This window comes from Nonomuraea sp. NPDC050547, assembly GCF_044457345.1.
In the GTDB taxonomy this organism is placed as follows: Bacteria; Actinomycetota; Actinomycetes; order Streptosporangiales; family Streptosporangiaceae; genus Nonomuraea.
This window is the reverse complement of sequence record NZ_JBITGW010000027.1, coordinates 1-17960: the sequence shown is the minus strand read 5'-3', so window position 1 is coordinate 17960 and position 17960 is coordinate 1. Positions and strand designations below refer to the sequence as shown.

Below are 17960 nucleotides of genomic sequence, written 5' to 3'. Positions count from 1 at the left end.
CGTGGCCAACGTGTGGGATGTGCTCGTCGTCGGTGGCGGACCCGCGGGCGCGGCGGCCGCGTTGCGCGCCAAACAGCTACGGCCCGAGGCGAGCGTCCTGCTCGTGGACCGCGACGACTTCCCGCGCGACAAGGCCTGCGGCGACGGCATCGCCGCGCACGGCCGCGACGAACTGGACCTGCTCGGACTGCCCGGCCTGCTCGACGACTACCGCCCGACCCGGCGCCTGTCCGTGGTCTCCCCCGGCGGCGTACGCGTCTCGGCGACGGTCGCCCGGCCCAACCACGTCGTGCCGCGCATGGTGTTCGACGCGCGCCTGGTCGAGGCGGCCCGCGAGCGCGGCGTCGAGGTGCGGCGCCACCGGGTGCGCGCGCTGAGCGCCTCGGACGGCCTGCTGACCGTGGACGACACGCTGACCGCCCGCGCCGTCGTCGCGGCCGACGGCGCCTACTCCGCGGTACGCCGCCTGCTGGGCGCCAGGCAGACGCCCGAGCGGCACATCGCGATCGCCGTACGCGGTTACGCCGACCTCCCGGACGACGACGACGCCCAGCTCATCGCCATGCAGCGGGCCGGGTGGCCCGCCTACGCCTGGGCGTTCCCCATCGGCGACGGCACCGCGAACGTCGGCTTCGGCATGCTGCTCCCCCACCTGCGCGCCACCGGCCTGCCCGGCCGCCAGGTCCTGCACGGCAGGCTCGCCGAACTGCTGCCCCACCTGCCCGCCCGCGACCTGCGCGCCCATCACCTGCCGCTGTCGCCCGGCCGCCCGCGCGCGGGCGCCGGCCGCGTGCTGTTCGCCGGCGACGCCGCCAGCCTCATCAACCCGCTCACCGGCGAGGGCATCTACTACGCTCTGCTGTCGGGCCGCCTGGCCGGCGAGGCCGCCGTCACCGCGAGCGCCGACCCGCTGCCCGTCTACCGGCGCGGGCTGCGCGCCGCGCTCGGGCGGCACCTGCGCACGACCGACGTGCTGGCGCGCGCGGCGCAGTCACCCGGCTTCATCGACGCGGCCATCGCCACCGCCGCCCGCCGGCCGGAGGTCTTCGACCTCCTCGTGGAGGTCGGCCTCGGCGCCGGTACGGTCCCCGTCCCGCTGGCCGCCGCCGTGGTGAGCCGCTGGGCCAGGACCGGGCTGGGCGCGGCGTTCAGCCGGTGAGCCTGAAGCCGGGGACCGGGCCGAGCATGGCGCTCAGCCGGTGAGCCGGGAGCCGTTGATCACCAGCAGCACCACGTCGATCCCCGCCACCACGATCGCCGCGAGGAAGGGGGCCCTGCCGCCGCGCCACAGCCCGGCCACGGTCACCGACGCCGCCACCGCGAGGGCCGGCCAGGAGGCGGCGCCGTACACGCCGAAGGAGATCAGCGCGGTCGCGGCCAGCAGGGGCAGCGGGACGAGCGCGGCGACGCGGGCGGGGCCGAGCCGCTGCGGCCAGCCGCGTACGCCGGTGGCCAGGTCGTCCTTGATGTCGGGCAGGACATTGGCCAGGTGCGCGCCCAGCCCGAGCAGTGCGGCGCCGAGGACGGCCCACCACGCCGGCCACGGCCGGCCGGGCAGGCCGAGCGTGACGAACGCGGGCAGCACACCGAAACCGATCATGTACGGCAGCCACGACAGCATGGTCGCCTTCAGCCCGAGGTCGTAGGCCCACGCGGCGCCGACGCCGAGCAGGTGTGCGAGGCCCGCCTGCGGGCCGGAGGCCAGAGACAGCGGCACGCAGAGCGCCAGGGCGGCGAACGCGGCCGCGCGTACGGTGCCCGCGGCCACCATGCCCGCCACGATCGGCTTGCCGGCGCGCGCGGAGGCGGCGTCGCGGGCGGCGTCGGCGGCGTCGTTGCACCACCCGATGGACAGTTGCCCGGTCAGGATCGCGGCCGCGACCAGGACGGTTCCGGCGAGGTCGCGTCCGCTGGCCGCGGTCACCGCGGTGACGAAGACGGTGACGGCGAGCGTGGGCCCGGGATGACATGCGCGCGCCAGCCCTGCCACCGTTCGCACGAGCACCTCGATCCATGACGCTTTATGGGCATAGTAACCATGCGTGCGGGGCAATCTCCGGCTATGACCTGGATCGCAGCCGTGCACGGCGCGGTACCCCCGTATCGGTACGCGCAGCCCGAAATCACCGAACTGGCGGCGCGGTCCTTCCTGCCGGAGGGCGCCGACCGGCGTCTGCTGCACCGGCTGCACGACAGCGCCCGGGTCGATCATCGCAACCTGGTCCTTCCGCTGGAGGAGTACGGCAAGCTCGACGGGTTCGGCGCGGCCAACGACGTGTTCGTCGAGGCCGCCGTCGATCTGGGCGCCGAGGCGGTGTCCGGCGCGCTGGAGCAGGCCGGGCTCACCCCCGCCGACGTCGACCTGATCATGTTCACCACGGTCACGGGCATCGCGGCGCCCTCGATCGAGGCCAGGGTGGGCCTGCGGCTGGGCATGCGCCCGGACGTCAAGCGCGTCCCGATCTTCGGCCTGGGCTGCGTGGCGGGGGCGGCGGGCATCGCCCGCCTGCACGACTACCTGCGCGGCTGGCCGGACCACGTGGCCGTGCTGCTGTCGGTCGAGTTGTGCTCGCTCACCCTGCAGCGCGGCGACGGCTCGGTCGCGAGCCTGGTGGCCAGCGCGTTGTTCGGCGACGGCGCCGCGGCCGTCGTGGTCCGCGGCTCCGGCACACCTGCTGGACCCGAGGGCACACCTGCTGGACCCGAGGGCGGTCCGGCGGGGCCCGAGGTGGTGGCCACCCGCAGCCACCTGTACCCGGACACCGAGCACGTCATGGGCTGGGAGGTGCGCGACAGCGGCTTCGGCGTCATCCTCGACGCCGGCGTGCCCGGAGTCGTCCGCGCGCACCTGGCCGGCGACGTCGACGCCCTGCTGGCCGAACACGGCCTGACCAGGAACGACGTGACCACCTGGGTGTGCCATCCGGGCGGGCCGAAGGTGCTCGAAGCCGTCGCGGAGACGCTCGGCCTGCCGCGCGAGGCGCTGGAGCTGACCTGGCGCTCGCTGGCCGATAACGGCAACCTGTCGTCGGCGTCGGTGCTGCATGTCCTTCGTGACACTTTGCGTAGCCGTACCCCACCGCCGGGAAGCTATGGTCTGATGATGGCCATGGGCCCTGGATTCTGCTCCGAACTCGTCCTGCTGCGCTGGTAGCCGCCGATGTTCTGGTACCCCCTCCTCATCGTGCTCGTCGGCCTGGAACGCCTGGCCGAACTCGTCGTCGCCCGCCGCAACGCCCGCTGGAGCATGGAACGCGGCGGGATCGTCAGCGGGCAGGGCCACTATCCCTGGATGGTGCTGCTGCACACCGGCCTGCTGGCCGGGTGCCTGGCCGAGGTGTTCCTGGCCGGGCGGCCGTTCGTCCCGGCGCTCGGCTGGACGATGCTCGCGCTCGTCGTCGCCGCGCAGGGGTTGCGCTGGTGGTGCATCACCGCGCTGGGACCGCGCTGGAACACGCAGGTGATCGTGGTTCCCGGGCTGCCGCTGGTGCGTAGCGGGCCGTACCGGTTCGGGTGGCTGCGCCACCCCAACTACGTGGCGGTCGCCGTCGAGGGTCTCGCGCTCCCGCTCGTGCACACCGCCTGGGTGACCGCGCTGACCTTCACCGTGCTCAACGCCGTGCTCATGGTGGTCCGCATCCGCTGCGAGAACCGGGCGCTGGCCCAGCTGGACGAGGTCGCGTGATCGACGTCGTCGTGGCCGGCGGCGGTCCCGCCGGGCTGGCCACGGCGATCCACGCCACGCTCGCGGGACTGCGCGCCGTGGTCGTGGAGCCGCGCAGCTCGCCCGTCGACAAGGCGTGCGGCGAGGGCCTGATGCCCGGCGGCGTGACGGCGCTGCGGGCGATGGGCGTGGAACTGTCCGGCCACCCGCTGCTCGGCATCGACTACCTCGACGCCGGAACGCACGCGCGCGCCGACTTCGGCGACACGCCCGGTCTGGGGGTACGGCGGACCGTGCTGCACGCGGCGCTGTCCGCGCGGGCCGCCGAACTCGGCGTGGAGATCGTGACCGGCAAGGTCGTGCGGCCCCGCCACGACCGGGACGGCGTCGAGGCCGCGGGGCTGCGGGCCCGCTGGCTGGTCGCCGCCGACGGCCTGCACTCGCCGCTGCGCTCCTGGCTGCGCCTCGGGCTGCCCGACCGCGCGCCCGCCCGGTACGGCCTGCGCCGCCACTACCGGGTCGCCCCGTGGTCGGACCACGTCGAGGTGCACTGGTCGGCGGCCGGGGAGGCGTACGTGACGCCGGTGGCCGACGACCTGGTGGGCGTGGCGATCCTCAGCCGGGAGCGGGGCGGCTTCGACGAGCGCCTGCCGTCCTTCCCCGGCCTGCTCGCCCGGCTGGACGGCCCCGCGGCCACCCCGGTGCGCGGGGCGGGGCCGTTGCGCCAGCGCGTACGCGGCCGGGTGGCCGGGCGGGTCCTGCTGGTGGGGGACGCGGCGGGCTACACCGACGCCCTCACCGGCGAGGGACTGTGCCTGGCGGTCCTGACGGCGCGGGCCCTGGTCCGCTGCCTGGTCGAGGAGCGGCCGCAGGACTACGAGCGGGCCTGGCGGCTGCTGACGCGCAAACACCGGGTGCTCACCGCCGCGCTCCTGGCCGCGGCGCGGCGGCGGGCGTCGGCGAGGCTGATCGTCCCGGCGGCGGCCCGGCTGCCGTCGGTCTTCACCGGGGTGGTCCGCGCCCTTTCCGGCTGAGAGTTTCCTGTGCGCGCCGCCACAGTCGCGGGCCGGGCCTTCGCCGGTTCTCAGAGTTCTCCCAGAAGCTCTCAGAGCCCGCCCAGCCAGGCCCGCCAGGATCTCCCGCATGACCACGATCGACGTAAGAGGACTGACCAAGAAATACGGGCCCGAGACCGTGGTGGACGACCTGTCGTTCTCCGTCGAGCCCGGCCAGGTGACCGGGTTTCTCGGGCCGAACGGCGCCGGCAAGTCCACCACCATGAGAATGATCATGGGGTTGGCCGCTCCGACCCGGGGCTCGGTGACCATCGGCGGCCGCCGCTACGCCGACCTGCCCGTGCCGCTGACCGAGGTGGGCGCGCTGCTGGATGCCGGGGCGGTGCACGGCGCCCGCAGGGCGTACGACCATCTGCTGGCGCTGGCGGTGAGCAACGGCCTGCCCCGGCGGCGGGTCGGCGAGGTGCTGGCCAGGACCGGCCTGGAGGGCATGGCGGGCAGGCGGGCGGGAGGTTTCTCGCTCGGCATGCGCCAGCGGCTCGGCATCGCGGCGGCGCTGCTCGGCGACCCGCGCGTGCTGATCTTCGACGAGCCGGTGAACGGCCTCGACCCCGAGGGCATCCGCTGGATCAGGGACTTCATGCGCTCGCTCGCCCGGGAGGGACGGGCGGTGCTGGTCTCCAGCCACCTCATGAGCGAGATGGCGCAGACCGCCGACCACCTGGTCGTGGTCGGCCGGGGGCGGCTCATCGCCGACACCGGCATCAGCGAGCTGATGCGGGCGAACGGCGCGGGCACCGTGCTGGTGCGCACCTCCGACCCAGGATCGCTGGCGCGGCGGCTCACCGCCGCCGGGGCGACCGTGCGCGACGGCCTGGAGTCCTCGCTGGTCGTCTCGGGCATGACGGGCGAGGAGATCGGCAAGCTCGCCGCCTACCACGGCGTCGCGCTCAGCGAGCTCACCCCGCAGCTGGCCTCTCTGGAGGACGCCTTCATGGAGCTGACCAGGGACAGCGTCGAGTACCAGGGGGCGGCGTGACCTTCACCCGGACACTGCACGCGGAATGGATCAAGTTCCGCAGCCTGCGCTCCACCTGGTACACGCTGGCCACCCTGCTCGTGGTCGGCCTCGGCATCACCGCCCTGTCGATGGGCGCGGCCGGGGCGGACCAGGCCGAGGCTCCGCAGGACTGGGATCCGACCGGCCGCAGCCTGACGACGTACATCGTGGCCCAGCTGATCATCGGCGTGCTGGGCATCCTGGTCGTCACCTCCGAGTACGCGACCGGGCTGATGTCGGCGACGCTCAGCGCCACGCCGCGCCGGCGTCGGCTGCTGGCGGCCAAGGTCGTGGTGGCCACGGCGGTCGCCCTGGTGGCCGGTCAGGTGCTGATGTTCGCCGCGTTCTTCCTCGGGCAGGCCGTGCTCATCACGCAGGAGGTGCCGAACGCGCAGATCGGCGACCCCGGTGTGCTGTCGGCCGTGACGGGCGGCGGGATCTACCTGTCGGCGATCGCGCTGCTCGCGGTCGGGCTCGGCACGATCATGCGGGCCACGGCGGGAGCCCTGGCGACGCTGGTGGGGATCGTGTTCCTGGTTCCGGCCCTCCAGGGCCTGTTCCCTCCGTGGATGCAGGGGTTGTTCGCCTTCTGGCCCACCAAGGGGGCGGCCGCGATCTTCGCCACGGTCCCGGACCCGGCCTATCCGGAGCCCTGGCTGAACCTGGGCGGGATGTGCCTCGGGGTCGCCGTCGTGCTGGCCGCCGCGTTCGCGGTCTTCCAGCGCCGCGACGTGTGAACCGGGCCTCCGTATCCTGGCCCTCGTGCGAGGATCAGGACAGGCCATGACACCGGCGGAGGGCGGCGAGCGGCTGCTGGTGGTGGACGACGAGGCCACCGTCCGCGAACTGCTGGCCGCCACGCTGCGGTTCGCCGGGTTCCGGGTGAGCTCGGCGGCGACCGGCGCCGAGGCGGTCGCCGCCGCCAGGGCGGAGCCGCCCGACCTGGTGCTGCTCGACGTCATGCTGCCGGACATGGACGGCTTCGAGGTGGTGGGGCGGCTGCGTGAGCAGCTGCGTCCGGAGGGAGGCGGCGGACCGGTGCCGGTCCTGTTCCTGACGGCCCGCGACCGTCAGGCCGACAAGGTCACCGGGCTCTCGCTCGGCGCCGACGACTACGTGACCAAGCCGTTCGACCTGCAGGAGCTGATCGCCCGCATCCGCGCGATCCTGCGCCGCACCACGGGCCACCAGCCCGGCGTGCTGAACGTGGGCCCGCTCACGCTCGACCCCGAGGGACACCTGGTGACGCGGGCGGGCCGGCCCGTCCGCGTCTCCCCCACCGAGTTCCGGCTGCTGCACTACCTGATGGAGAACGCCGGGCGCGTCGTGTCCAAGACGCAGATCCTCGACCGGGTCTGGCGCTACGACTTCGGCGGCGACGCCAGCATCGTCGACACCTACATCTCCTACCTGCGGCGTAAGGTCGACACCGGCGAGCCCAAGCTCATCCACACCGTGCACGGCACCGGCTACGTGCTCCGCGAGCCCCGGCCGTGAACCGCTTCTCGCTGCGGGCCAGGCTGCTGCTGCTCACCACGGGCCTGCTGCTGGCCGGGCTGACCCTCATCAGCGCCGTCGTCACCGACCGCCTGGAGCGCTACCAGCTCAACCGGCTGGACCACCAGCTCAGCACGCTCACCTCGATCATCTCCCGGGTCTCCGGGGACGGCCCGCCCGACCTCACGCAGGCCGGGGCCCGCCCGGACCTTCTCGCCCCGGCCCTCGACCTGTTCGGCACGCCGTACCTGGTGTATCTGGACGCGAACGGCGCGGTGTCGGGCCGCGTGCACTCCCCCGGGCTGAGGGAGGCCGGCCTGCCCGCCCGCGAGAAACTGCGGGCGATCCCGGCCGACGGCAGGGCCGTGGACCTGCCGTCCGCCGACGGCTCGGGACGCTGGCGGGCCGTCGCCCGGCCGACCGTCGGCTGGGGCGGGACGGTCATCGCGGTCGCGCCGCTCACCGAGGCCGACGCCACCATCGCCCAGCTGCGGGCCAGCAGCCTGGTCAGCGGCGTGGTGCTGCTCGTGCTGCTGACGGGGGTGGGCTGGTTCGCCCTCGGGCGGGGGCTGCGGCCGCTGCGCCGGATCGAGCACACGGCCGCCGCGATCGCCGGCGGCGACCTCACCCACCGCGTGCCGGGCCTCGCGCCGCCCGGCACGGAGATCGGGCATCTCGGGGCCTCGCTCAACACCATGCTCGGCCAGCTCGAACGGGCCTTCGCCGACCGGGCCGCCTCCGAGAACCGGATGCGGACGTTCGTCTCGGATGTCAGCCACGAGCTGCGCACGCCGTTGTTCGTCATCAAGGGCTCGACCGAGCTCTACCGGATGGGCGCGCTGCCCGGACCGGACGAGGTGGACGCCGCGATGGCCCGCATCGACCGCGAGGCCACCCGGCTGACCGCCCTCACCGAGGACCTGATGCTGCTCGCCCAGCTCGACGACGCGCCCGAGAGCCAGCTCGAACCGGCCCCGATGGACCTGCGCACCCTCGCCAACGACGCCCGCCACGACCTGCGCGCCCTCGACCCGTCGCGCCGGGTCGAGCTCACCGGCCCCGGCGGCGGCGGGCCGCCGGGCCCGGCCCCGGTCCGCGCCGACGAGGACCGGCTGCGGCAGGTCGTGGCCAACCTCGTGGGCAACGCCGCCGCGCACACCCCGCCGGGCACGCCCGTGCGGATCGGCGTCGGCACGGCGGGCGGGCGGGCCGTCCTCGAGGTGGCGGACACCGGGCCGGGGATGACGGCCGAGCAGGCGGGCCGCGTCTTCGACCGCTTCTACCGCACCGACCGCTCGCGCAACCGCTCGGCCGGGACCAGCGCGGGCCTGGGCCTGGCGATCGCGCGCTCCCTGGCCCGCGCGCACGGCGGCGACGTCGAGCTGGAGACCGCCCTCGGCGAGGGCGCGCGCTTCCGGCTGACCCTGCCGCTACTGGACTGAGGGGCTCACAGGTCCTCCGACAGCAGGGTCACCAGCTCCACCAGCTCTTCGCGGCTGAGGTTACGGCGCAGCGCCTTGGCCGCGTTCTCCGGGCGCGAGACCGGCACGCTGATCGTGCGGGGGCGGAAGCCCGCCTGCACCATGGCCGCGTTCGTGCTCAGCTCGCCCGCCACGACCTTGCTGTGCAGCGCGGGCGCGTCCTCCCGCAGCCGCCGCAGCGCGGGCGTCTCCGGCGCCGGGACGTGGGCCGCCTCGGGCGTTTCCCCCTCCTCGGGCGTTTCCCCCTCCTCGGACTGGGGCGGCGGCGCGGGGGTGGCCGCGAGCAACGCCTGGTCCAGTTGCGCGGCCACGTCGAGGTCGTCGGCCACCAGCGCCCGCACCAGCCCCGGCGTCACGCCGAGCCCGCGGGGCGGATCGGCCGTGATGAACTCCACGAGGTCGCCGTGCTCCACGAGCTCGCCGCCCGGCCCGGTGAACTCCCGCCACGCCTCGGCGTCCAGCAGGGCGCGTACTCCGGTGGCCGCGCGCGCCAGTGTGGGACGCGCCTCCCCGATGACCGCCGACACCTCGGCCACGATCCGCCCGTGCTCCGTCACGACTCCCCCGCCCCCTGACCGACCGGGCACCAGGGTACCGAGCCACCAGGGCTAACGCCGCACGCTCCTGGGTGCTAGCCGAAGGTGTTCCGCAGGTGCGCGGTGACGGCCGCGAGATCCATCGGCCGGGCGCGGAAGCCCACGTACCCGTCCGGGCGGATGAGGTACGCGGCGCTCGGCCCGGCCGCGTACCGGTCGCGGAAGGCGCCCGTGGCGTCCCGGAACACCTGTACCCCCGGCTCAGGCGGCGGCCCGCCGGGAGCCAGCACGACATAGACGCGGAGCAGACCGGCCGGGGTCTCGGCGTCGTCCAGCCCGGTCGCCGCGTCCGCGTAAAGGATCAGGGTGTGGCCTGGCCCCTGGAGCAGGTCGAACAGGCGTACCGGGAAGCCGAGCCCCTCCTGCGTCAGCCCCTGAACGTCCGGCGCCCGCTCACCCGGCCGGGGACCGCCGCCGGGCGGGTCCTGCGCCTCGCCGGACAGCGGGCTGCCGGGGTAGGCGACCAGGAGCTGGCCCTCGCGGGCGAGGTGGGTCGCGTCGGCGTCGCCGAGTGACTGGGTGCGGGCGTAGCGGACCGTCCGGCCCACCACCTCCTCCCCCACCGGTCGCCGTTCGGTGTCGTACGTGCTCAGCAGCCCGGGAGCGGCCACGCCCCGCAGGGCCAGAGCCAGCTTCCAGGCCAGGTTGTACGCGTCCTGCATGCCGGTGTTCGCGCCCTGGGCGCCGGTCGGCGGATGGATGTGGGCGGCGTCGCCGCAGACGAAGACCCGGCCCGCGCCGTAGCGGTCGGCGAGGCGGTGGCTGATGCCGAACAGCGACGACCAGCGCAGATGGCCCACCGCCGGTTTCCCGGGTACGAGCCGGTCGACGACCTCCTGGATCCGGGCGAGGCCGGGGCCGGGGCGGTCGGTGACGATCCCGTGCCCGGGACCGTCGTCCCGGCGCAGGTCCGCCGGTGCGCGCATCGACAGCCGGTAGCGGTTGTGGCCGGGCAGCGGGACGCAGACCAGCAGGTCCCGCCCGCCGTCCGGTGCGTCGGCGAGGAAGCGCAGCGCGTAGCCGGCGGGCATGGACCAGTCCACTTCGACGTCGCCGAGCATGTACTCCTCGGGGAAGCGGTCGCCCTCGAAGCTCAGGCCCAGGCCGTGCCGTACCGTGCTGTGGGCGCCGTCGCAGCCGACCAGGTAGCCGGCGCGGACGGTCCGCGCCGACCCGTCGGGCAGCGCGAGGGTGGCGCTCACCCCGCCGGCGTCCTGGGTGAAGCTCCGCAGTTCGACGCCCCGCTCGACCTCGGTGCCCAGGCGGGCCAGGTGCTCGGTCAGGATGCGCTCGACCTCGTACTGCGGCAGGGCCAGGAAGCCGTAGGTGCCGTCGGGCACCCGGAGCTCGTAGGGGTCCCCGGCCACGCCGTCGGTGAACTGCAGCTGCCCGCGTAGCCACACCCCCGCCGCGATCGCCTCGCGGACGACGCCCATCTGTTCCCAGATCTCAAGCGTACGCGGCTGGATCCCGACGGCCTTCGCCCAGCCCGTGGGCCGGGGCAGGCTGTCGATGACGCGGCAGGCCGCGCCGTGGCGGCGCAGCTCGGCCGCCAGGGTCAGCCCCACCGGGCCCGCGCCCACCACCAGGGCGCACGTCGTCGTTTCCATGTCGTCCCCCTCTCCATTGAACGCCCCGCCGCCGGCCGGGCCGGGAGGGACCCCCGGGCGGCCGGTCAGCCGGACTCGGCGAGCAGGTGCACGATCCCGGCCGGGTTCTTGATCCAGTGGGTCCTCGTGTCAAGGTTCTCCAGTGGTTCCACCTCGTCGCACGGGTGGACGCCGGCCTCGGCCAGTTCGGCCGTCGCGGCGTCCAGGTCGTCGGTGTGGAGCTGCAGCCACAGGTCGGGCCGGCTGTAGTTGTCGACGCGGTCCAGCCACAGCGTGTTGGGGCCGAACTTCACCGAATGGGTCGCGGCGACGGTCGGGGCGTAGCCGACGTCCTCCTCCGTGACCTCGAAGCCCAGGGTGTCGCGGTAGAAGGCCACGGTGGCCTCGTACTGCGCCTTGGGGATCTTCATCGCGATGTTCAGTCCAGCGGTGTACACGGTCATGATTCCTCCATGTCGAGTGCGTCTTCCAGTGCGGACAGCCGGTCGTCCCACCGGTGGGCGAGCGTGGCCAGCCACACCTGGGCGGCGCGGATCGGTGCGGGTTCCAGGCGGTAGGGGTGGCGGCGGCCGGTGGGTTCCGCGGCGCTGATCAGGCCCGCCTCGGCGAGCAGGCCGAGGTGCTTGGCCACGGCCTGGCGGCTGATCGGCAGCCGCCGGGCCAGATCGGTGACGGTCGCCGGACCCGCGCGGGCCAGTTCCTCCAGCAGCGCCCGCCGCGTCGGATCGGTCAGCGCCGCGAACACCGCCACGGCCTGGACCTCAGCCTCAGGCGGCGGCATCGAGGTAGCTTTCCAGGTCGGCCAGTTCGGCGTCCCAGCCCTGGCTGTTGGCCTGGTGGGCGGAGCGGGCCACGCCGGCGGCGGCCCGCGCGAACCCGCTCTCCACCAGCCGCAGCCGGGTGCCGCCCGGCACCTCCTCCAGGGTGAAATCCACCGTGGTCACCAGCGCGTCCACCCCCTCGATCGCCCAGGTGAAGGCGAACCGGTGCGGCGCTTCGACGACCGTGACCGTGGCGGGCGACTCCTGACCGAGGTCGTCCCAGCGGAAGTACGCGCGACCACCGGGCCGCAGGTCGATCTCGGCCACCGAGCCGAACCACCGGGACAGGCCTTCCGCGGTGGTCAGCGCGGCCCAGACCCGGTCGACGGGGTGCCGCAGCACCACCTCACGTTCGATCGTGTTCGTCACCATGTATGGCAACCTACAGGTTGCGATAGCCTTGCACAAGGCGGTGAATAGGTGAAAACCACCGACGCGACGACATACGCCGCACTGCGACCGTGAGGTCATGCACGGCACCGGACACCCGCGAACCGCCACCTGGGCGCCCCTGGCCGCACTGGCCACCGCCCAGTTCCTCGTGGTTCTCAGCACCTCGATCGTGAACGTCGCCCTCCCGCAGATCCGCACCGGCCTCAGCATGTCGCCGGCCGGCCTGACCTGGGTGATCAACGCGTACGTGCTGGTCTTCGGCGCGATCCTGCTGCCAGGCGGCCGGCTCGGCGACGTGTACGGGCTGCGCCGCGTCTTCCTCACCGGCGCCACCCTGTTCGCCCTGGCCGGCCTGGCCGCCGCCCTGGCCGCGGGACCCGCGATGCTGATCGCCGCCCGGGTCGTGCAGGGCCTCGGCGCCGCGCTCCTGGCGCCGGCCGCGCTCGCCCTGGTGCTGCGCCTGTTCCCGGACGGGAAGGGCCGCGGGACGGCGCTCGGGGTGTGGGGCGCGGTCTCCGGCGCGGGCGGCGCGGCGGGCGTGCTGCTGAGCGGCCTGCTCACCGATCTGTACGGCTGGCGCGCCGTCTTCGCCGTCCTGGTCCCCTTCGCCCTGGCGGTCATCGCGGCCACCTGGCGGCTGGTACCCGCCGACACCCCGCGAGGCGGCACCCTCGACCTGCCGGGCACGACGACGCTCGCCGCCGCCCTGATCCTGCTCACCTACGGCCTGAGCGGCCCGTGGCCCGCGGCGCCGGCCGGTCTGGCGCTGCTGGTGGTGTTCGCGGTGATCCAGCGCCGCTCGCCCCACCCGCTGCTGCCCGCGCGGATGGCCGTGGTCGCCCGGCCCAACCTGCTGATGGCGCTGCTCGGCGCGGTCTGGCTGGGCCTGTTCTACTTCCTGCCCCTCTACCAGCAGCGGGACCTGGGCTACACGCCGCTGGAGGCCGGGCTCTCCCAGCTCCCCCTGGCCCTGATGATCACCATCGCGTCCTGGGCAGCCGGGCGGATCCGCGGCCGCGCGGTCCTGCCGATCGGCCTGCTGCTGCTCGCCGCGGGCCTGGCGTGGCTCGGGCTCACCGGCGCGCTGATCGCGCCGTCGCTGCTCATCGGCGCCGGGCTCGGCGTGGCCTTCGTCCGCCTGACCGCGCTGTCCTCGGCCGGGGTCCCGGCCGAGGACAGCGGCCTGGCCGGCGGGCTGGTCAACGCCACCCGCCAGGTCGGCGGAGCCGTCGGCCTGTCCGCGCTGACCCTCCTTCCCTCCTACGGCGGGGCCTTCCTCGCCTGCGCCGCCCTGACCCTGCTCATCACGATCGTCTCGATTGGAAAGGCACCCCGATGAACGACCTCGCCAAGCCGTACCTGAGCGGGCACTACACGCCGGTCGCCGACGAGATCACCGCCCACGAGCTGACCGTGCGCGGCACGCTGCCGCCCGAGCTCAGCGGCCGCTACTTCCGCAACGGCCACAACCCGAAGCCCGGGGTGACGCCCACCCACTGGTTCAAGGGCGCGGGAATGATCCACGGCATCCGGCTGGCCGGCGGCAGGGCCGAGTGGTACCGCAACCGGTGGGTGCGCACGCCGTACCTGGAAGGAGTGCCCTTCCACGGCACGGAGCTGGAGGTCTCCGCGGCGGCCACCAGCGTCATCTTCCACGGCGGGCGCTACCTGGCCCTGCAGGAGGCCAACCTGCCCTGGGAGGTGACCGCCGAGCTCGACACCGTCGGCGTGTACGACTTCGGCGGGAAGCTCACCAGCGCCATGACCGCCCACCCGAAGGAGGACCCGGTCACCGGGGAGCTGCACTTCTTCAGCTACAGCCCCTTCCCGCCGTACCTGACCTACCATGTCGCCGACGCCTCGGGGCAGATCGTGCGGACCCAGGTGATCGAGGGAGCCGGGCCGTCGCTGATGCACGACTTCGCGATCACCGCGCGGCACGCGGTGTTCCTGTGCTCGCCGGTCGTCTTCGACCCCGCCGAGGGGTCGGGCATCCCCTATCGCTGGCACGACGACGTGCCGTTCCGGGTCGGCGTCATGCCGCGCGAGTCGGACCGGGTGACCTGGTTCGAGGTCGAGCAGAGCACGCTGCTGCACGTCGGCAACTCCTACGTGGACGCCCACGGGCGCGTGGTGCTCGAAGGGCCGCGCTTCGACCGCGCCGGGTGGGAGTCGTCGTGGAAGTGGTGGGTGGGCGCGCCCGCCTACGGCCCCAGCCCGCTGTCCGGTGCGACCCTGCACCGCTGGATCCTCGACCCGGCCACCGGCAAGGCCACCGAGGAGCCCCTGGACAGCCTGAACGTCGAGTTCCCCGCCATCAACGACGCCCACACCGGCATCGCCAACCGCTACAGCTACGCCATCGCCTTCCCCGGCGCGGGCCTGTCCGGCTACCACACCGTCAAGTTCGACACGGCGACCGGCCGGCGGCGGTTGTTCTCCCACGGCGAGCACCGCATGCCCGGCGAGGCCGTCTTCGTGCCCGCCGCCGGCAGCAACAACGAGGACGACGGCTACCTGCTCACCGTCGTCAGCGACCTCAAGGCCGACGCGTCCGAGCTGCTCGTGCTGGACGCCGCCGAGCTGACGACCGTCGCCAACGTAGAGCTCCCCCGCCGGGTGCCCTCGGGCATCCACGGACACTGGATCGAGGACACCAAGTGATCACCTCCATCGACTCCGATGCCGCCGTCGTCGTCCGCCTCGGCACCGTGATCGAGGCCCCGCTGGAGCGTGTCTGGCTCCTGCACACCGACGTGAACGGCTGGCCCGCCTGGCAGAGCGACATCACCAGCGCCTCCGCCCTCAGCCCGCTGGTGCCCGGCGCGGTCTTCCACTGGAGCACATTCGGCCTCGACATCACCTCCACCGTGCACCAGGCGGAGCCGCGGGCCCGCATCCTGTGGGGCGGGCCCGCCCACGGCATCGACGGCCTGCACCTGTGGACCTTCCGTGAGGAGGGCGGGGCCGTACACGTGCGCACCGAGGAGTCGTGGGACGGCGCGGCGATCCGCGCCGACGTGGAGGGCATGCGGGCCGCGCTCGAAGGGTCGCTGACCGCCTGGCTGCGCCACCTGAAGGAGGCGGCGGAAAAGGCCCCCTAAAGTGTCTGCCCATGGACATGTTGCTCGGCCGCCACGCCGAGATGGCGCGGCTCACCGCTCTGCTCGATGCCGCACGGCAGGGGCGGGGCGGTGCCCTCGTCGTCAAGGGGGAGCCGGGCATCGGCAAGAGCGTGCTGCTGCGGCAGGCCGAGCAGGCCGCGGACGGCTTCCTGGTCATCCGGGCCACGGGCGCGCAGTTCGAGATGGAGCTGCCGTTCGCCGTGCTGCATCAGCTGTGCGCGCCGCTCCTGGACCGCCTCGGCGACCTGGCCCCGCCGCAGCGCACGGCCCTTGAGGGGGCGTTCGGGCTGGACTCCGGCACGCCGGAGCCCCTGATGGTCGGCCTGGCCGCCCTGGGACTGCTGCTGGCGGCGCTGCGCGAGCGGCCGGTGCTGTGCGTCGTGGACGACGCCCAGTGGCTCGACCACGCCTCCGCCCACACGCTGGCCTTCCTGGCCCGCCGGATCGGGACCGAACGCGTCGCCATGGTCTTCGGCGCCCGCGAGCCGGGACCGGCCGCGCTGGCGGACCTGCCCGAGCTGGGGCTGCGCGGCCTGTGCGAGGCCGAGGCGCGCGCCCTGCTGGCGCAGGCCGTCCACGCGCCGCTGGACGAGCGGGTCCGCGACCGCATTCTGTCCGAATCCCGGGGCAACCCGCTCGCGCTGCTCGAACTGCCGAGGACCGCGGGGCTGGCCGGCATGGCGGGCGGCTTCGACGTCCCGGCCGTGATCGAACAGAGCTACCTGACCCGCCTGCGGGCCCTGCCGGATCCGGCCAGAACCCTGCTCACCGTGGCGGCGGCCGAGCCGGTGGGCGACGCGGGACTGCTGTGGCGGGCCGCCGGGCGGCTGGGCATCGCCGCCGACACCGCCGCGCGGACCGGCGGGCTGGCCGAGTTCGGCACCCGGATCCGCTTCAGCCACCCGCTGGCCCGCTCCGCCGTCTACGGCGCCGCCACCGCCGGGGAACGCCGCCGGGCGCACGCGGCCCTGGCAGAAGCCACCGACCCGGCGGCCGAACCCGACCGGCGCGCCTGGCACCGCGCCCAGGCCGCCCTCGGCCCGGACGAGGAGATCGCCGCCGAACTCGACGCCTCCGCCGCCCGCGCCCAGGCCCGTGGCGGCATCGCCGCGGCGGCGGCCTTCCTGGAACGCTCGGCCGCGCTGACCACCGACCCCGCGGCGCGCGCCGAACGTGTGCTGGCCGCCGCCCGCGCCAAGCTCGCGGTCGGCGCGTTCGAGGTCGCCGCCGACCTGCTCAGCAGCGTGGAGAGCGACGACCCGCGCTTCGACGTGCTGCGCGGCCGCCTGTCCTTCGCCCGTTACCGAGGCGGCGGCGACCCGGCCGCCTACCTCCTGCGGGCCGCCCGCGCCCTGGCGGAGGCTGACCCGGCCCGCTCGCGGGCCTGCTACCTGGACGCGATGGAGATGGGTGTGTTCACCGGCGAGCTGGCCGCCATCGTGGACGCCGCCGGGTCCGCGCCGCCGGGCACCGGGACCGGCACCGACATCGTGCTCGACGGCCTGGTCACGCTGGTCACCCGGGGCCACGCCGCGGCCGCCGGGCCGCTGCGGCCGATCGTGCGGCGGCTCGACGACGAGGTCTGGGCGAGCCGTCCCTCCCTCGGCTATATGGTCGCCGCCGAGCTGTGGGACATCGAGGTGATGCGCGGTACGGCCGAGCGGGTCGTGGCCGCGGGACGCGAGTCCGGCGCCTTCCACCTCGTGCCGATCGGCCTGGCGATGCTGGCCACCGTCCGGGCGCACGAGGGCGCGTTCGGCCCCGCCGCCGAGATGATCTCCGAGGAGGAGGCCATCGCCTCGGCGACCGGGGCCGCTCCCCTGGTCTACCCGCGCCTGCACCTGGCCGCCCTGCGCGGACGCCGCGAGGAGGCCATGGCGCTGTTCGCGGACGTGCCGCCGAGGATGAGCCTCAGCGCGCAGTGGGCCGCGGCCGTCCTGCACAACGGCCTGGCCGACTACCCCGCCGCGCTGGAGGCCGCCCAGGCCGCCACCGCGAGCGGCGACCTCGGCGTGTCCGCTCTGGCCCTGCCGGAGCTGATCGAGGCCGCGGTGCGCTCCGGCCGCCCCGAGCCGGCCGCCGGCGCCCTGCGCGAGCTGACCGTCCGCGCCCGCGCCGCCGGTTCCGCCTGGGCCTTGGGCGTCGAAGCGTACTGCCGCGCCCTGGTCACCGGGGAAGAGGACGGCTACCGGGAGGCCGTCGAGCGCCTCCGGATCAGCCCGATGGCCGTCCACCGGGGGCGCGCCCACCTGCTCTACGGGGAGTGGCTGCGCCGGGAGGGGCGGCGCCGCGACGCGCGGGCACAGCTCAGGCAGGCCCATGAGCAGCTGTCCGGGCTGGGCGCGGAGGCCTTCGCCAGGCGGGCGGCCGGCGAGCTGCGCGGCACCGGCGAGCAGGCGCGCAGCCGCAGCGCGGCGCAGGGCGAGCAGCTCACCCTGCAGGAGGTGCACATCGCGCGGCTCGTGGCCGAGGGCGCGACCTCCAAGGACGTCGCCGCCACGCTCTTCCTCAGCCCGCGCACCATCGACGCCCACCTGCGCAACATCTTCCGCAAGCTCGGGCTCACCTCGCGCAGGCAGCTGCGGGATCTGCCCGAGATCCGCTAGTGTTCTGAGTTATTAATTCATGTGCAGCTTGTAGGCTTGGGGCATGCCGAGTCCGAAGCTGATGCCGTTGGTGTTGTCGGAGGATGAGTGT

Annotated in this window: 18 protein-coding genes; 12 read left to right on the top strand and 6 right to left on the bottom strand. The window is 74.4% G+C overall.

The genetic code is table 11. The annotated features are described in order from the left end of the window. The first annotated feature begins 19 nt into the window (after positions 1 to 19). A complete protein-coding gene (locus ACIBHY_RS48330) occupies positions 20 to 1159 on the top strand; it encodes an NAD(P)/FAD-dependent oxidoreductase (RefSeq protein ID WP_397310310.1) in 1140 nt (379 codons plus the stop codon). Positions 1160 to 1192: 33 nt separating this feature from the next. Here the strand turns inward: ACIBHY_RS48330 and ACIBHY_RS48325 are convergent, their stop codons facing one another. Continuing rightward, entirely contained in the window at positions 1193 to 1999 is an 807-nt protein-coding gene (locus ACIBHY_RS48325) for a UbiA family prenyltransferase (RefSeq protein WP_397310309.1), read from the bottom strand. A gap of 63 nt (positions 2000 to 2062) precedes the next feature. Between ACIBHY_RS48325 and ACIBHY_RS48320 the strand changes: the two genes are divergently transcribed. The 7 genes from ACIBHY_RS48320 to ACIBHY_RS48290 all read left to right on the top strand — a co-directional run bounded on the left by ACIBHY_RS48320 (position 2063) and on the right by ACIBHY_RS48290 (position 8679). Continuing rightward, positions 2063 to 3154 carry a type III polyketide synthase gene (locus ACIBHY_RS48320; protein WP_397310308.1) on the top strand — a complete coding sequence of 364 codons (1092 nt, stop codon included), beginning with the start codon at positions 2063 to 2065 and terminating at the stop codon, positions 3152 to 3154. 6 nt (positions 3155 to 3160) lie between these two features. Then, positions 3161 to 3685, top strand: coding sequence for an isoprenylcysteine carboxyl methyltransferase family protein (locus ACIBHY_RS48315; protein ID WP_397250728.1), 525 nt, complete (start codon positions 3161 to 3163; stop codon positions 3683 to 3685). Further along, positions 3682 to 4698 carry an NAD(P)/FAD-dependent oxidoreductase gene (locus tag ACIBHY_RS48310; protein ID WP_397250730.1) on the top strand — a complete coding sequence of 339 codons (1017 nt, stop codon included), beginning with the start codon at positions 3682 to 3684 and terminating at the stop codon, positions 4696 to 4698. The genes ACIBHY_RS48315 and ACIBHY_RS48310 overlap by 4 nt, the downstream gene beginning before the upstream one ends. A 109-nt stretch (positions 4699 to 4807) precedes the next feature. Then, positions 4808 to 5719, top strand: coding sequence for an ABC transporter ATP-binding protein (locus ACIBHY_RS48305; RefSeq protein ID WP_397310307.1), 912 nt, complete (start codon positions 4808 to 4810; stop codon positions 5717 to 5719). After that, entirely contained in the window at positions 5716 to 6477 is a 762-nt protein-coding gene (locus tag ACIBHY_RS48300) for an ABC transporter permease (RefSeq protein ID WP_397310306.1), read from the top strand. The genes ACIBHY_RS48305 and ACIBHY_RS48300 overlap by 4 nt, the downstream gene beginning before the upstream one ends. A gap of 46 nt (positions 6478 to 6523) precedes the next feature. Further along, on the top strand, positions 6524 to 7237 hold the full coding sequence (locus ACIBHY_RS48295; RefSeq protein ID WP_397310394.1) for a response regulator transcription factor: 714 nt from the start codon (positions 6524 to 6526) through the stop codon (positions 7235 to 7237). Continuing rightward, a complete protein-coding gene (locus ACIBHY_RS48290) occupies positions 7234 to 8679 on the top strand; it encodes an ATP-binding protein (RefSeq protein ID WP_397310305.1) in 1446 nt (481 codons plus the stop codon). The genes ACIBHY_RS48295 and ACIBHY_RS48290 overlap by 4 nt, the downstream gene beginning before the upstream one ends. Before the next feature lie 5 nt (positions 8680 to 8684). Here the strand turns inward: ACIBHY_RS48290 and ACIBHY_RS48285 are convergent, their stop codons facing one another. The 5 genes from ACIBHY_RS48285 to ACIBHY_RS48265 all read right to left on the bottom strand — a co-directional run bounded on the left by ACIBHY_RS48285 (position 8685) and on the right by ACIBHY_RS48265 (position 12117). After that, positions 8685 to 9275, bottom strand: a complete 591-nt coding sequence (locus ACIBHY_RS48285; protein ID WP_397310304.1) for a hypothetical protein — start codon at positions 9273 to 9275, stop codon at positions 8685 to 8687. A gap of 74 nt (positions 9276 to 9349) precedes the next feature. Continuing rightward, a complete protein-coding gene (locus ACIBHY_RS48280) occupies positions 9350 to 10924 on the bottom strand; it encodes an FAD-dependent monooxygenase (RefSeq protein ID WP_397310303.1) in 1575 nt (524 codons plus the stop codon). Positions 10925 to 10989: 65 nt separating this feature from the next. Continuing rightward, entirely contained in the window at positions 10990 to 11367 is a 378-nt protein-coding gene (locus ACIBHY_RS48275; RefSeq protein ID WP_397310302.1) for a VOC family protein, read from the bottom strand. After that, positions 11364 to 11705 (bottom strand): ArsR/SmtB family transcription factor, encoded by a 342-nt coding sequence (locus tag ACIBHY_RS48270; protein ID WP_397310301.1) that lies wholly within the window; start codon positions 11703 to 11705, stop codon positions 11364 to 11366. Before ACIBHY_RS48270 ends, ACIBHY_RS48275 begins: the two co-directional genes overlap by 4 nt. Beyond that, a complete protein-coding gene (locus tag ACIBHY_RS48265; protein WP_397310300.1) occupies positions 11692 to 12117 on the bottom strand; it encodes an SRPBCC domain-containing protein in 426 nt (141 codons plus the stop codon). Before ACIBHY_RS48265 ends, ACIBHY_RS48270 begins: the two co-directional genes overlap by 14 nt. A 97-nt stretch (positions 12118 to 12214) precedes the next feature. Here ACIBHY_RS48265 and ACIBHY_RS48260 point away from each other — a divergent pair, with 97 nt between their 5' ends. The 4 genes from ACIBHY_RS48260 to ACIBHY_RS48245 are packed head-to-tail and all read left to right on the top strand — an operon-like array spanning position 12215 to position 17869. Beyond that, positions 12215 to 13477, top strand: a complete 1263-nt coding sequence (locus ACIBHY_RS48260; protein WP_397310299.1) for an MFS transporter — start codon at positions 12215 to 12217, stop codon at positions 13475 to 13477. After that, a complete protein-coding gene (locus ACIBHY_RS48255; RefSeq protein ID WP_397310298.1) occupies positions 13474 to 14802 on the top strand; it encodes a carotenoid oxygenase family protein in 1329 nt (442 codons plus the stop codon). Before ACIBHY_RS48260 ends, ACIBHY_RS48255 begins: the two co-directional genes overlap by 4 nt. Further along, positions 14799 to 15242 (top strand): SRPBCC family protein, encoded by a 444-nt coding sequence (locus ACIBHY_RS48250; protein ID WP_397250752.1) that lies wholly within the window; start codon positions 14799 to 14801, stop codon positions 15240 to 15242. The genes ACIBHY_RS48255 and ACIBHY_RS48250 overlap by 4 nt, the downstream gene beginning before the upstream one ends. Before the next feature lie 11 nt (positions 15243 to 15253). Continuing rightward, positions 15254 to 17869 carry an ATP-binding protein gene (locus ACIBHY_RS48245; protein WP_397310297.1) on the top strand — a complete coding sequence of 872 codons (2616 nt, stop codon included), beginning with the start codon at positions 15254 to 15256 and terminating at the stop codon, positions 17867 to 17869. Positions 17870 to 17960: the final 91 nt, after the last annotated feature.